At 67.5% G+C, this 13429-nt stretch carries 13 protein-coding genes; 2 read left to right on the top strand and 11 right to left on the bottom strand.

Annotated features, from left to right (window positions below; translation table 11 throughout):
* Nucleotides 1–5: 5 nt before the first annotated feature.
* Nucleotides 6–1379, top strand: coding sequence for a hypothetical protein (locus MFM001_RS00180; protein ID WP_116372408.1), 1374 nt, complete (start codon nt 6–8; stop codon nt 1377–1379).
* Between the two features lie 5 nt (nt 1380–1384).
* On the opposite strand, the gene MFM001_RS00175 is transcribed toward MFM001_RS00180, so the two are convergent.
* From MFM001_RS00175 to MFM001_RS00140, 8 genes are all read right to left on the bottom strand, one after another.
* Nucleotides 1385–4183, bottom strand: a complete 2799-nt coding sequence (locus MFM001_RS00175; protein WP_371685110.1) for a heterodisulfide reductase-related iron-sulfur binding cluster — start codon at nt 4181–4183, stop codon at nt 1385–1387.
* A gap of 201 nt (nt 4184–4384) precedes the next feature.
* The gene (locus MFM001_RS00170) at nt 4385–6250 is read right to left on the bottom strand and encodes an Hsp70 family protein (protein WP_116372404.1); all 1866 of its coding nucleotides are present in this window, start codon (nt 6248–6250) and stop codon (nt 4385–4387) included.
* Nucleotides 6251–6553: 303 nt separating this feature from the next.
* Nucleotides 6554–6958 carry a hypothetical protein gene (locus MFM001_RS00165; protein WP_142760654.1) on the bottom strand — a complete coding sequence of 135 codons (405 nt, stop codon included), beginning with the start codon at nt 6956–6958 and terminating at the stop codon, nt 6554–6556.
* Between the two features lie 19 nt (nt 6959–6977).
* Complete coding sequence (locus MFM001_RS24550; RefSeq protein ID WP_192886813.1) at nt 6978–7616, bottom strand: oligopeptide transporter substrate-binding protein; 639 nt, start codon at nt 7614–7616, stop codon at nt 6978–6980.
* 59 nt (nt 7617–7675) lie between these two features.
* Complete coding sequence (locus MFM001_RS00155; protein ID WP_116372400.1) at nt 7676–8158, bottom strand: hypothetical protein; 483 nt, start codon at nt 8156–8158, stop codon at nt 7676–7678.
* Between the two features lie 13 nt (nt 8159–8171).
* Nucleotides 8172–9101 (bottom strand): LLM class F420-dependent oxidoreductase, encoded by a 930-nt coding sequence (locus MFM001_RS00150; protein WP_116372398.1) that lies wholly within the window; start codon nt 9099–9101, stop codon nt 8172–8174.
* Between the two features lie 20 nt (nt 9102–9121).
* Nucleotides 9122–9664: a hypothetical protein gene (locus tag MFM001_RS00145; RefSeq protein WP_116372396.1), complete on the bottom strand. Its 543-nt coding sequence runs from the start codon at nt 9662–9664 to the stop codon at nt 9122–9124.
* Nucleotides 9665–9727: 63 nt separating this feature from the next.
* Nucleotides 9728–10441 (bottom strand): MBL fold metallo-hydrolase, encoded by a 714-nt coding sequence (locus MFM001_RS00140; RefSeq protein WP_116373483.1) that lies wholly within the window; start codon nt 10439–10441, stop codon nt 9728–9730.
* Between the two features lie 52 nt (nt 10442–10493).
* Between MFM001_RS00140 and MFM001_RS00135 the strand changes: the two genes are divergently transcribed.
* Nucleotides 10494–11489 carry an LLM class flavin-dependent oxidoreductase gene (locus tag MFM001_RS00135; protein ID WP_116372394.1) on the top strand — a complete coding sequence of 332 codons (996 nt, stop codon included), beginning with the start codon at nt 10494–10496 and terminating at the stop codon, nt 11487–11489.
* Here MFM001_RS00135 and MFM001_RS00130 read toward each other — a convergent pair.
* Genes MFM001_RS00130 through MFM001_RS00120 form a run of 3 tightly spaced genes read right to left on the bottom strand, consistent with a single transcriptional unit; the run spans nt 11466 to nt 13427 of the window.
* Nucleotides 11466–11957, bottom strand: coding sequence for a (2Fe-2S)-binding protein (locus MFM001_RS00130; protein ID WP_116372392.1), 492 nt, complete (start codon nt 11955–11957; stop codon nt 11466–11468). The genes MFM001_RS00135 and MFM001_RS00130 overlap by 24 nt on opposite strands.
* Nucleotides 11950–12822: a xanthine dehydrogenase family protein subunit M gene (locus MFM001_RS00125; RefSeq protein WP_116372391.1), complete on the bottom strand. Its 873-nt coding sequence runs from the start codon at nt 12820–12822 to the stop codon at nt 11950–11952. The genes MFM001_RS00130 and MFM001_RS00125 overlap by 8 nt, the downstream gene beginning before the upstream one ends.
* On the bottom strand, nt 12819–13427 hold the full coding sequence (locus MFM001_RS00120) for an SRPBCC family protein (RefSeq protein ID WP_116372389.1): 609 nt from the start codon (nt 13425–13427) through the stop codon (nt 12819–12821). Before MFM001_RS00120 ends, MFM001_RS00125 begins: the two co-directional genes overlap by 4 nt.
* Nucleotides 13428–13429: the final 2 nt, after the last annotated feature.

Below are 13429 nucleotides of genomic sequence, written 5' to 3'. Positions count from 1 at the left end.
CAGCGATGAAGCTCAAACTCGAGACAAACCTTGGTGGAGACGGCCATCACGCGACGGACGACCACGTGGCGGTCGGCGGACAAGCATCGGAACCCGATGTCACTGTCCGCAGCTTGCGCAGATCGCTTCGGATCCTGCTCGCTTGCTGGATTGGCGTCGACGCGGCGATCGTCCTGGCACTGGCGGTCTGGAATGCGACGCTGACGAGCTCCGCGTGGGATCTGATCGGCTCGGCGCTCTTGCTGGGGATCGGCGTTACCTGCGCGCTGGCGTTCGGGCAGATCGTCAGAGGCTCGGGTAACGCCTTAATCACCGCGATGGTGAGCCAGATCTTTATTGCGGGTTTGGCGGCGTACGTGTGGCTGGTCGACCAGCGCAGTCCGGTGAGTCAACTGCTGGGGATAACGGGCGTTGCGTTGATGATCGGCGGCATAGCGCTGATCTGGGTGCTCTACCTCGGACGCTATGCGCGTACCGCCGTCACCAAGGGCGCTGCCGTCGTGGTCGCGCTTTTCCCGTTGATCGGTCTGGTGCAGTTCTGGATGCAGACCGATTACATGCCTCAGGCGTCACGTCCCCTCGTCGACGTCAGTACCGAGTTGTCGCCGATCGGCTCGACCGGTCCGAACGTCCACCTGTTGGCGAAAGTGACTCTGCACAACCGTGGTTCGGTCCAGGCGGACCTGCATGCAGCGCTCGTGCGCGTCACCTCCTATCCCGTCGGGACGCCGACGGAGCCCGCCACCACCGACACCCTGCTCGCTAGCCTGAATCCCAACGGGCGCATTAAAAGAGGTGACTACCGCGAAACGCCTGCCGTGCCCCGCGATTCCACGCTGCTCTACGCCACAGTCTTAGCCGCGCCTTACGACGACGCGTTTCTTGCCCCAGGACAAACGGGAGAGCTCAAACGGGTGGTCGACGTCGACTCCAGAACCGTCCGGCTGGTACGGCTGTCGGTGGAGGCAGTTGTCGTCACCCATCGAATGGTGCAGGACGTTCACTCGTGCTACCCGCCTCAGGTTTCCTTGTGGCAGGATCCGGGCGGGTTCATATCGGAGGCGGGAGAGCTTCATGGCTGGGGCCCCGGCGGAGCGCGCGTCCTGTGTACGGAGAGTCGGTTCGCCTCTATAGGTGCCGTCCAGGATTTGGTTTCGGATCATCCGGTGTTGAGGACCCTCGTCGTGGTCGAGGTCCCGAACCACGCCATGGACGTGCCGATGTTGCTGCCGTTCTTCGGAACCCGCGAAACCGTCGACGAGCCGTTCACACACGTCCGCACGGCCAACCGTGTCGAACACGCCAACCCGTCCTCCATCATCGCGGAGTCGGCAGAGTACGCGCCGTCGGACGCCGACCTCCGCGGTGGCGCTGGGTAGACGCGTTACCGCTTGCCCGGCGGGCGGGCGCCGCGCGCGATACCCAGCCCCTTGACCGGCGGCGTGCTGGCTTCGCCGTCGGCTTCCTTGGCCGCGGGCGCGGCCTGAGATTCCGGTTCCGGCTTTGCTTCCGGCTCCTTCTTCGGCTCGGCAGCCGGCGCTGTGGCTTTCTTGGCGCCGGGTCGCTTGGCACCCGCTGCGATGCCCAGCCCCTTGACCGGTGCGGCAGGCGCTTTGGCCTCTTCTGCTTTGGCCTCTTCCGCCTTTGCCTCTTCGGCAGCCGGCGCTTTCGCGGCCTCCGGTTGTGCTGGGGCAGCAGCCTTCTTGGCGCCGGGCCGTTTGGCTCCGGTCGCGATGCCCAGCCCTTTGGCCGGTGCGGCGGGGGCTTTGGCTTCCTCGGCGGCCGGAGCTGCCGCGGATTGCGTTGGCGCGGCGGTCTTTTTGGCGCCGGGTCGCTTGGCGCCGCCGGCGATGCCCAAACCGGTGACTGCCTTGGTCGCCTTTTCCCCCGTGGGTTCGGCAGTCTCAGCGGGCTTTTCGGCCGGTGCCGCCGTGGTCGCGGGCGCCGCCTCCGCCTTCGGAGCGGGCTTGGGTGCGGCCTTGGCAGCCTCTTCGGCGGCGGTTCCCTTGGCGGGCAGCGTGATGTTGCTGCGGTCGATCGACTCCAGCAGCAGGTTGGCCACGTCGCGCACGTCGACGTCTTCGCGTCCGGCGGCCTCGGCGCGGTCGTTGACACCGTCGCTGACCATCACCCGGCAGAAGGGGCATGCGGTGGCGACGGTAGTGGCGCCGGTGGCCAGCGCCTCGTCGACCCGCTCGTGATTGATCCGCTTGCCGATGTGCTCTTCCATCCACATCCGCGCACCACCTGCGCCGCAACAGAAGCTGCGATCGGCATGACGCGGCATCTCGGTCAGCGTCGCGCCCGAAGCGCCGATCAACTCACGCGGCGCCTCGTAGACCTTGTTGTGCCGGCCCAAGTAGCACGGATCGTGGTAGGTGATCGAAGGGCTGTTGCCGTTGCCGTCGACCGGCGTGACCGGCACCAGCTTCTTGTCGCGCACCAGCCGGTTCAGCAGCTGGGTGTGGTGTAGCACCGTGTAGTTGGCGCCCAGCTGTTTGTATTCGCGCCCAAGGGTATTGAAGCAGTGCGGGCAGGTGACCACGATCTTGCGGTCGACGGTCTCCACACCCTCGAACACCCCGTCGAGTGTCTCGACGGCCTGCTGGGCCAGCTGCTGGAACAAGAACTCGTTACCCGACCGGCGCGCAGAGTCGCCGTTGCAGGTTTCGCCGGTGCCGAGCACCATGTACTTCACTCCGGCGATGGCCAACAATTCGGCGACGGCCTTCGTGGTCCTCTTTGCCTTGTCGTCGTAGGCGCCGGCGCAACCCACCCAGAACAAGTACTCGTAGCCGTCGAAGCTCTCGACGTCCTCGCCGTAGACCGGGACATCGAAGTCGACCTCGCTGATCCAGTTGGTGCGGTCGCCGGCGTTCTGACCCCACGGATTGCCCTTGGTTTCAAGGTTTTTGAACAGCACCGAGAGTTCGGAGGGGAATTCCGACTCCATCATCACCTGGTAGCGGCGCATATCGACGATGTGGTCGATGTGCTCGATGTCCACCGGGCACTGCTCGACGCAGGCGCCGCACGTCACGCAGGACCACAACACGTCGGGGTCGATCACCCCGCCCTGCTCGGCGGTGCCCACCAGCGGACGGTTGGCCTGCTCGGGCCCGGAGCCGGGCACCCGGCCGAATCCGGACTCGGGGACGTGGTGGCCCTCGCCGCGGCCGGATTCGATGTAACCGCCCTCCGCGTCGGCTTCCTTTTCACCGAGAATGTAGGGCGCCTTGGCCATCCAGTGGTCGCGCAGGTCCATGATGACGAGCTTGGGCGACAACGGTTTCCCGGTGTTCCACGCCGGGCACTGCGACTGGCAGCGCCCACACTCGGTGCAGGTGGCGAAGTCCAGCATCGCCTTCCAGGAAAAGTCTTCGATCTTGCCGCGGCCGAATTCGGCCTCGTCGGGCGGGTTTTCGAAGTCGATCGGCTTGCCGTCGGCCTCGATCGGCAGCAGCGGGCCCAGCCCGTCGGGCAGTCGCTTGAAGGCGACGTTGATGGGTGCCACGAAGATGTGCAGGTGCTTGGAGTGCAGCACGATGATCAGGAACGCGAGCATGACGCCGATGTGCAGCAGCAGCGCCACCGTCTCCAGGATCTCGTTGCCGGTGTGCCCGAGCGGGCTCACTATCCTGCCGAACAGGTGGGACAGGAACGCCCCGTTGCCGTAGGGCAGGTTGCCGAGGTATGACGCCGCGCCACGCAACAGGCAGTAAGTCCACACGACGTTGAAGATCATGAACAGAATCAGCCACGCGCCTCCGGTGTGCGAACCGTAGAAGCGGGACGTGCGGCCGAGCTCCTTGGGGTTCCGCTTAATGCGGATGACCGCGAACGTGGCAATACCCAGTGTCACCGCGACGACGAAGAAGTCCTGCAAGAAGCCCAGCCCGTCCCAGGTGCCGATCAGCGGGATGTGGAAATGCGGGCTGAACAGCAGACCGTATGCCTCGATGTAGACGGTCAGCAGCACGAAGAACGCCCACATGGTGAAGAAGTGGGCCAGGCCGGGAATGGTCCACTTCAGCAGGCGGCGTTGTCCGGGCACCTCCGCCACCTCGACCTCGATGCGTGCGCCGACCTCGTCGGTGCGACCGCTGGCCGGTTGGCCGGACAGGATGAGTTTGGTCAGCCAGCCCACCCGTCGGGCGGCGAACAGCAGCACAATGGCCGTCATGCCGAGGCCGACTACCAGTCTGATCAGCGTCTGCGTCTCCACGGAGCGGTTCTCCAATTCTGGCGTTACTGAGCGGTAACTTATCCAATGTTACTGGCTGGTAACCATCTGGCCGTGCCTGCTCAGGCCTGCTTGGCCTGCTCATAGTGACATCTTCGGGGTATTGACCGCGACGAAGGTTGCCCTAACTTCAATGCGCGACTACTGACCATAGGTCGGCCGGACCGGTACCAACGGCGGGACCTGAGCCGTCGTGCTGGGCGGCCTCACCGGCGGATACATGGGATAGCTGAAGGTCGGCGGGGTTGTGGTCGTGGTGGGGTAAGTGGTTGACGGGCGAGTGGTCGTCGTGGTCGGCACCGTGGTCGTCGTCGTGGGCACCGTGGTTGTGGTGGTGGGCACCGTGGTCCTGGTGGTTGTCGGTGGTTCGGTGGTCGTGGGCGGCGGCGGGGGGACCGCGGACTCGGTGGGACTGGGGTTCGACGGTGTTTCGGTGGCGGTCGCCGGCGGCGGCGCGGGAGGCAGCGAGCCGACGCTGGGCAGTGTGCTCGGCGTGGGTGTGGGCTTTTCGGTGGGTCCGTGGTCGGTGGAACTCAACTTGAACACCACCACACCGGCTATGAGCAGCGCGACCAAGGCGGCCGTGGCGACCATGCTGAACAAGGCACCCGAGCGCTTGTGTCGCCGCGACGGTTCGGGTGCAGCGGCGTAGTCGGCAGGGGCGGGTTCGGACGGCACCGGCGGCGGAGCGGCCGTCATGCTGCGGCCGTATTCACCGCTGTGGTCCTCGCCGTTGTAGGGCAGTGGCTCCTCGCCGCTGGAGGCCTCCTGCGACCAGGCCAGCGCGCGGTAGGTCGCCGACGGGGCACCGTCGTCGACCGATTCGCCGGCAGCCGCAGCGGCCGCGCCCGCCGCCCACGCCGCGGGCGCGACATCGGTCGGGACGGGGGCGTCGAAGTCGGTCGGGGCCGCGGCGGCACCGCCCGGGGCAAGCGCGGTGGCCTGCGCGCCGGTCGGAGCAGCCATGCCGTTGGGCCCAGGGGCGGACGATTTCTGCTCCGCGAGCACCGCCGCGCCGATCGCGGCGCTCAGTGCCGGATGTGGCGTGGTGACCACTGGTGCCTGTAACCGCTGCTCGAGTTGTTGGGTGACCAACGGGATACACGCACCACCGCCGACCGTCGCGATCGCGGCCAGCCTTGCCGGCGGAATTTGGTTGCGCCGCAAGATGTCTTCGACATTGCTGACGAACCGGCCCAGCGGGTCGGCGATCAGGCGCTCCAATTCCGTGCGGAAGAAGCGGACGTCGTCGGCCGCACCGGGCATCTCGGCCGGGATGACCGCGACCGTCGCGGCAGACAGTTGTTCCTTGGCGCGCCGGCATTCCTCGATCAGCCGAGACAGCGTGCCGACCGGCGCGGTCCCCGCCGCGTCGGAACGAGCGGCGACACGTGCCTGTATGTGGCTGAGGATGGCCTGGTCGATCCGGTCGCCGGAGAAGCCCGGGTAGCGAAGTGTTTGGCCGATGTGGTGGAAATTCGCCGCCGCATCGGTGAGTGTGACGCTGGTGCCGCCGGCGCCGAAGTCGCACAGCGCCACGATCCCGTCGGTGGGGAAGCCGGGCTTGGCGTACAGCGCGGCAAGCGCTGCGGTGGCGTCGGAGATCACCGTCGGCGGCACACCACCGGTAAGGGATTGCTTGGTGCCCAATGCTTCTCGCAGTGCGCCGACGGTGGTGGGGTTCCAGTGCGCCGGGACCGCGATCGCCACCGGTGCCCCGTAGCCGACGGTGCGGGCCATCGCGTCGAGCGCCTCGACCGCCAGCGCCTCGCTGCTGTGGCTGGATCCGTCGGGAGCGATCAGCGGAGTCGGGGCGCCGATCTGCTCGACGAACCCGCTCAACACCAGGCCGGGTTCGGCGAGGTTCGGGTTGTCCTCCGGAGTCCCTACTTCCGGTGGCCGGTGGCCGAACAAGGTCAGCACGGATCGGCGCGTCACCGGCGCGCTGCCCACTCGAGCCGCGACCAGGTTGGCCATCCCGACGGACAATCCGAGCGCGTCGGTCATATGCAGCAAAACCCCTGTGTAATCGGTTGTGTGGTGATCGTCGGCGCCGGTACCCCATAGTGGCGGCGGACGGGTCCGGGCCTCATCGACGATTCCCCCGTAACCGGTTCCCCCGATGCGGGGCTTCCTAATCCTGCGGCCGCGTCAGTTGACCGCCCGGACGCTCTTCAGCTTGGGAGTTCGCTTCGTGTTTTCCGTGGGCCTCGAGGTCCGCGTTCGCGACCAACAGCGTCAAACGGCGAAGAGATGCTTTGCTGCCCAGCGCCGAGGCGATCGTCGCCGAATATCAAGGCGCACAGCGCCTTACGGGTTGACACCGGGGACGTGGATGGGCGGTAGATCGTCCCACCAGTGATGCTTCGGCGCGCTGGTCACAGGCGGCGGCGCCGGGGCTTGCGTGGTCCATCGCGGGGCCGTGGTTGTCGGTTCGACGGTCGTGGTGGTTGTGGTGGTTGTGGTTGTTGTTGTCGTCGTGGTGGTCGATGACGTGGTCGTGGTGGTTGTCGTCGTCGTTGTGGGGGAGGGCGCTTCGCCTCCGCCGCCGGTTGCCAGCACGACAAGGCCCCAGATGATCACCGCGATCAGGAAGACGACCAGCAGGCCCCAGCCCGCCAGCGCCCACGGTTTGAGGTACCACGGTGACGGATCGTCGGCGCGCATGAACGAGTCGTCCCGTCCGCCGTCGTCAGGTGGTTCACTCCCCCTCACGGGAAGGGATCGTATCGGTTCAGAGCCCGGGCGGCAGCGTGATCGGCGGCAACGTGATCACCGACGGCGGGGTGAAAGCTCCCGGTGGCGCCGTGGTGGTGGTGGTGGTGTCCGTCGTCGTTGGTGCGGTGGTGGTCGTGGTTGTTGTCGTTGTCGTGGTGGTCGTCGTGGTCGTGGTGGTGGTTGTCGTCGTTGTCGTCGTCGTTGTCGGCGCCGTCGTGGTGGTCGGCGCGGTCGTGGTGGGCGGAACGACGGGCGCAGCTGTCGTCGTGGTGGGTCCCGACGTCGTGGTGGTCGTGCTGGTCGTCGACGACGTTGTGGTGGCCGGAGCCTTCCCGTGTCCGCTCGTCAACTGCAGGATGCCCCAAACGATCACGGCGATCAGGGCTGCGACCGCCACACCAAAGGCGACCAGCGCCGCAGGCTTGCGATACCACGAGGCGGTTTCGACTGGCGGCTCCGGTTCGCCTTCGTCGTATGCCGGTTCCGGTTCGTAGCCGCCGTAGTCGGGCGCGTACTGAGTCGGCTCGCCGCTCTCGCGGTAGTTCGGCGCGTATTGGGTCGGCTCACCACTTTGGCCGTAGCCGCCCTGGCCGTAATTGGGGCCGTATTGGGTCGGCTCGTCGCCGCCGTTGCCTGGGGGTTCGTAGCCTGCCACGGTCGCTGATGGTAGCTATCGGGACCGCAAAAACGCTGGTGCCACGCGGGCCGACCGCGTCAGATGTGCGGCGGCAGCGTGATCACCGTGTGCGGCAGGGTGATCGTCGACGGCAGCGGCGGCAACGGCGGCAGCTTGGGTATGTGGGGCGGCTCGTGGTGGGCCGGTGGCGGCCGCCCGGGCTGCGGCGCGACGGGAGCGTTGGTTGCCGGCGGCGGCGCCTCTTCGGTGCTGCTCGACGGGGGCGTGGTTGTGGTGGTCGTACTGGCTGTCGTCGACGGGGTGGTGGTGGTCGTCGAGGTGGTGGTGGCGGGACCGCCGCCGCCACCGGTGGACAGCTGGATCAGGCCGTAGATGATCAGCACGATCAGGATCGCGACCAGCGTGGCCCAGGCTGCCAGCAGCGATCGCTTGCGGTACCAGGGGGGAGGCGGTTGCGGCTCGGATGTGTCGGCGGATTCGATAGGGCCGGTTGGGTGTTGCGCCTCGGCCATCTGCGTCGGCTGTTTGCTCGGATCGTCCTGGGGACCGTAGCGGGCCACGTGTCGATCCTACTCAGAGCTGCCGCATGACCTCGTCGGCGAACAGGTGCAGGTGCTCGAGATCCGACATGTCGAGCAGTTGCATGTACACCCGCTGCACGCCTATCTCGGCGAATGGACCGAGGCGGTCGACGATTTCGCCGGGCGTACCCACCAGCGGCGAGTTGGTCCGCATCTCGTCGAGCTCCCGCCCGATGGCGGCTGCCCGGCGGGTGAGTTCGGCGTCGTCGCGTCCGGCGCACAGCACGAACGCCGCCGAGTAGATCATCGAATCCGCCGACCGACCGTTCGCCTCGAGCGCCTCGGCGACTCGCCCGAACTGGGTTCGAACGGTGTCCAGCGACGCGAACGGAACGTTGAACTCGTCGGCGAACGTCGCGGCCAGCAGCGGCGTCCGCTTTGCCCCCAGGCCGCCGATGATGATCGGCGGATGCGGCCGCTGCACCGGTTTGGGCAATGCGGGCGAGTCGTTGAGCGCGTAGTGGGTGCCTGCGTAGTCGAAGGTCTCCCCGCGTGGCGCCGTCCACAGTCCGGTGATGAGTTCGAGTTGTTCGGTCAGCCGGGCGAATCGCTCGCGTGACGGCGGAAACGGGATCCCGTACGCCCGGTGCTCCCGCTCGAACCAGCCGGTGCCGAGCCCCAGCTCGACGCGTCCACCGCTCATGTCGTCGACCTGGGCGACCGAGATCGCCAGCGGCCCGGGACGGCGGAAGGTCGCCGAGGTGACCAGGGTGCCGAGCCGGATCGACGACGTCTCCCGGGCGATGCCACCCAGCGTCACCCACGAATCCGTCGGGCCGGGCAGCCCGTCGCCGCTCATCGCCACGTAGTGGTCGGACCGGAAAAACGCGGAGAAGCCCAGTGATTCGGCGGCCTGTGCGACGGCGAGCTGGGTCTTGTAGCTTGCACCTTGCTGAGGTTCGACGAATACGCGGAAGTCCACGACCGACAGACTATGCGGGCTTAGAACGTGTCGACCTTCTCGATGCTGACGAACATGCCGTGGCCGGTGCGGTCATTGGTGAAGCGGGTGCCGCTCTGGCTGGCCGCGATCGTCCAGCCCTGCGCGTCGTAGGTGCGGTAGTCGATCGTGACGGTGGGGATGTCGCCGAGGTTGCCCAGCACCCAGTTCACGTCCCCGCCGGCGGTGACGCTGACGCCGTTGGCGTGCTCGCCTTCCTGCATCGGCGAGTTGGTGAAGGGCGCTTCGCAGCCGACGCTGTCCTTGGCGATCTGGCAGCGCGTCTGCCCGGACTTGGTCTCGATGAAGACGTATCCGTCCGGGCCGGGCGGCAGTGGAATCGCACCGCCCGGGGCCGACGGGCTCGGCGACGCCGGCTGGGACGGCTTGGCCGTCGGCGGTCTGGCTTTGGGGTATGACGGCTCGGTTGGCCCGGCGCCCGGGGCGGCCGCGGGCTTGCCGTCGACGGTGGAACCGCACCCGGCAACCAGGAGGCCGGCGGTCAGCAACCATCCGCCGGCCAGTGCACACGTAAGCCTGGACATTTCACGCCACAGCCTACGGCCCAAGTGACGCAAGTGACTGCAGTGACGCGCCTCCCGCGGGAATCAGCCGGCCATGGCGGCGTAGCCCTCGGCCAGGCCGCGCAGCTGTCCGGCGCCGTCGCCGGTGAACGACGCGCCGTGCATCAGCGCCAACGTGGTCGACTGCAGCCGCGCCAACTGCTCCAACGTGGGTGCCAGGTTCGTGGTGAGACCGGTGGCATGGAACAACGCCTCGGCTTCCAAAGCCGGTGCGACGCAATCAGATTCGGTCAATGCAGGGCACTTTCCGGTGTGGGTGAGCAGATCGCCTGCCAGCAGCGTGGACGTCGTCTCGTCGAACCAGAGCCCGCTTTCCCAGTTGTGCGGCACGTGCGGCGTCGCGATGAACCGCAGCCGGTGCCCGCCGATGTCGTGCGCGTCGCCGTCGGGGGCCACCACCGGAGGCCGGTCGCACATGTCGGTCAGCGACAGCATGATCGCCAGCGGTCCGTGGATGACTTCGGCGTGTGGGGCGGCGTCCAACAGCATGTTCATCGCACCGCATTCGTCGGCCTCGATGTGTGCGAACGAGATCCAGCGCAACCGCTCCAGCGGGATCACGGTCGCGATGGCCTGCGACACCAGCGGAAAGAGCTGGCGCATGCCGCAGTGGAACAGGAACGGCTGCTCGCCGGTCAGCAGGAACTGGTTGAACGTGAAACCGTGTTCGGTGATACCCGGCACCCATGTCGACAGCCGGAAGATGCCGTCGGCGATTTCGTCGACGTCGGTGTGCAGTCCAGAGTTCATGCGCTCATCGTGCGCGCCACGGTTCAGTAGTGTCCGACGAATGGACATATCGTGCGCGTTCGCAACCTCGTCGGAGACTCCGGCGCATGTGGAGTTGGCCGAAACCCTTGGCTACCAGCGTGCCTGGCTCTACGACTCGCCGGCCATCCTCCCCGATGTGTGGATGGTGCTCAGCCGGTGCGCGGAGCGCACGTCGCGCATCGGCCTTGGGCCGGGGGTCCTGGTGCCCAGCCTGCGTCATCCGATGGCGAACGCTGCCGCGATCGCCGAGCTGGTCGCGCAGGCGCCTGCACGGGTGGCCGTGGCGATCGGCTCCGGCTTCACCGGTCGGTTCGCGCTCGGCAAGCGGCCGATGCCGTGGCGGCAGGTCGCCGAGTATGTCCGTTGCCTGCGGGCTCTTCTCGCGGGCCAAACCACCGAATGGGAGGGCGCGACGATACGCATGCTGCAGCTTCCCGGCTTCGGTGCCGAGCGGCCGATCGACGTGCCGATCCTGATCGGCGCCGACGGCCCAAAGGGTTTGGCCGTCGCGGCCGAACTGGGTGACGGCGTATTCTCCGCCGCGCTGCCCCAACCCGACGCGGCCAAGGTGTCGCCGTGGCGCGCTCTGCTGGCGTTCGGCACCGTGCTCGACGACGGCGAGGAGCTGACCTCGCCGCGGGTCGCCGACGCCGCGGGGCCCGGGGCGGTGGTGATGTATCACGCCGTGTACGAACGCGGCGGCGCCGATGCCGTCGACGCGCTACCCGGTGGGCGTGTATGGCGTGAAGCGATCGGGGCCTACCCGGAGAACGAGCGGCATCTCGCGATCCACGAGGGGCATCTGGTGAAGGCGAACCCGCGCGACGAGCCGCATGTCGCCGACCTGCTCCCGTTCGCCAGCTCGACGGCGTTGACCGGCAGCCCCGCGCAGATCACGGAGAAGCTCGATCATCTCGCGTCACTCGGCGTCACCGAGATTGCCTACCAGCCGGCCGGATCCGACATCCCGCGCGAATTAAGGGCTTTCGCGTCAGCCGTCGGTCTGACGAGCTAATCCGGCGTCGGCCGCGCGGTGCACGGCGTTGACGATGCCCTGATACCCCGTGCAGCGGCAGAAGTTGCCGGACAGCCCTTCGCGGATCTCGGCGTCACTGGGATTGGGGTTGTCGCGCAGCAGCGCGGTGATCGACATGACGAAACCCGGTGTGCAGAAACCACATTGCAGACCATGGCAGTCGCGCATCGCCTTCTGCACCGGTGACAGCTCCCCGCCGGGGGAGGCCACTCCCTCGACCGTCGTCACTTCCATGCCGTCCACCTGGACCGCGAAGATCAAGCACGACCGCACCGCCTGGCCGTCCAACAAGACCGTGCAGGCGCCGCAGGCGCCGTGTTCACAGCCCAGGTGGGTGCCGGTGAGGCCACACTTTTCGCGCAGGAAATCCGCCAGCGTCATGCGCGGTTCGACGTGGCCTTTGATGTCAGTGCCGTTGACGGACAGCCGGACCGACTGTTCATGCATCGAGCGCCTCCGTGCTGGCCTGGGTCCACGCCCGCGCCACCATCGTGGCGCCGACCTTGCGGCGGTATTCGGCCGACCCTTGCAGGTCCGCGGGAATGTCGTCGAGCCCGTCCACCGCGAGCCCGCCGATTTCCTCCGGTGTCAACTCGCCCACCACGTTGCCGACGACGGCCTGTTCGGCCGTCGATGCTCGCCGCGGCGTGGAGCCCAGTCCCAGCAGCCCGATCGCGCACCGCGTCACCCGGTCGTCGTCGACCTCGACGGCCACTACCGCACCCGCGATTGCGAAATCACCGTGACGGCGGGCGAATTCGTGGACCGAGTAGCCGCAGCGGCCGGTCCAGACCGGAAACCGCACTGCGGTCAAGATTTCGTCGGACGCCAGCGACGTCTCCCAGAGCCCGGTGAAGAATTCTGCGGCGGGAATCCGCCGACGGCCGCGCGGCGAGACCGCCTCCATCTGCGCGTCGAGTGCCAATGCGACGGCGGCATACTCGGCCGCGGGATCGGCGTGCGCGATCGAACCACCGAGCGTGCCCCGGGTGCGGATCTGGAAGTGCCCGATGTGGGGGGTGGCGAGCGTCAACAGCGGAACCGAGTCGGCCACTTCGTCGTCCATGCCGACGAAGGCGTGCGGGGTCGCCGCGCCGATCCGCACCTCGTCGTCGATCAGGTCGATGCACCGCAACTCGTCGAGGCGGGATATGTCGATCAGGTTCTCGAAGTAGGTGAGTCGCATGGCGAGCATCGGGACCAGGCTTTGCCCGCCGGCCAGGATTTTGGCGTCGTCGCCGTATTCGCCGAGCAGTTGTACTGCCTCGTCGACCGTGTCGGGGCGATGGTAGGCGAACGGGGCGGCTTTCATCTGCGGCGGCCCAGCGCGAATCCGATCGCGGCGCCCAGCGCCACCCCTGCCAGCACCGGCAGCGCCCGCTTGGCCAGCGGAAGCGCGACCACCTTGAGCAGGTCAACCGAATCAGCATCGGCTTGCTCCGCGGAAGTGCTTGCCGGAGTGGACGTTTCAGCAGATCCCAACACGTCGGCCTCCAGGCGCTTGGCGAACTGCCCGATCAGATTGGTGGCCACGTCGGCCAGCACGCCGCGGCCGAACTGTGCCGCCTTGCCCGAGATGGTCAGGTCGGTGGTGATCACCACGTCGGTCGCGTTGCCGAGGTCTTTGAGCTGAGCTGTCACCACTGCGGCGGCATTGCCGCTGCCGCGCGTCTCCTTGCCGTCGGCCTTGAGCACCACCCGCTGCGCCGTCGCATCCTTTTCCAGGAACGCCGCAGTCCCCTTGTAGGACACCGTAATCGGCCCCACTTTGACCTTGACCGCGCCGGTGAACTCGTCGCCGTCGACGCTCAGCAGGGTGGCGCCGGGCAGGCAAGGCGCGACGCGCTCGACGTCGGTGAGCACCTCCCATGCCTTGGCCGCCGGCACCGCGACCCGAAATTCGTTGTTGAGCTCCACCT

The organism is Mycobacterium sp. MFM001 (assembly GCF_003402475.1).
Classification (GTDB): domain Bacteria; phylum Actinomycetota; class Actinomycetes; order Mycobacteriales; family Mycobacteriaceae; genus Mycobacterium.
The sequence above is the reverse complement of the archived record's forward strand: the minus strand, read 5'-3'. Positions and strand labels throughout refer to the sequence as shown.

Bases quoted from the DNA above. Each gene is read 5' to 3' on its own strand.
- MFM001_RS00130 (WP_116372392.1), bottom strand. From the start codon at position 11,957: ATGCATGAACAGTCGGTCCGGCTGTCCGTCAACGGCACTGACATCAAA.
- MFM001_RS00170 (WP_116372404.1), bottom strand. From the start codon at position 6,250: ATGACCGACGCGCTCGGATTGTCCGTCGGGATGGCCAACCTGGTCGCG.
- MFM001_RS00145 (WP_116372396.1), bottom strand. From the start codon at position 9,664: ATGTCCAGGCTTACGTGTGCACTGGCCGGCGGATGGTTGCTGACCGCC.
- MFM001_RS00180 (WP_116372408.1), top strand. From the start codon at position 6: ATGAAGCTCAAACTCGAGACAAACCTTGGTGGAGACGGCCATCACGCG.
- MFM001_RS00135 (WP_116372394.1), top strand. From the start codon at position 10,494: ATGGACATATCGTGCGCGTTCGCAACCTCGTCGGAGACTCCGGCGCAT.
- MFM001_RS00175 (WP_371685110.1), bottom strand. From the start codon at position 4,183: ATGACGGCCATTGTGCTGCTGTTCGCCGCCCGACGGGTGGGCTGGCTG.
- MFM001_RS00125 (WP_116372391.1), bottom strand. From the start codon at position 12,822: ATGAAAGCCGCCCCGTTCGCCTACCATCGCCCCGACACGGTCGACGAG.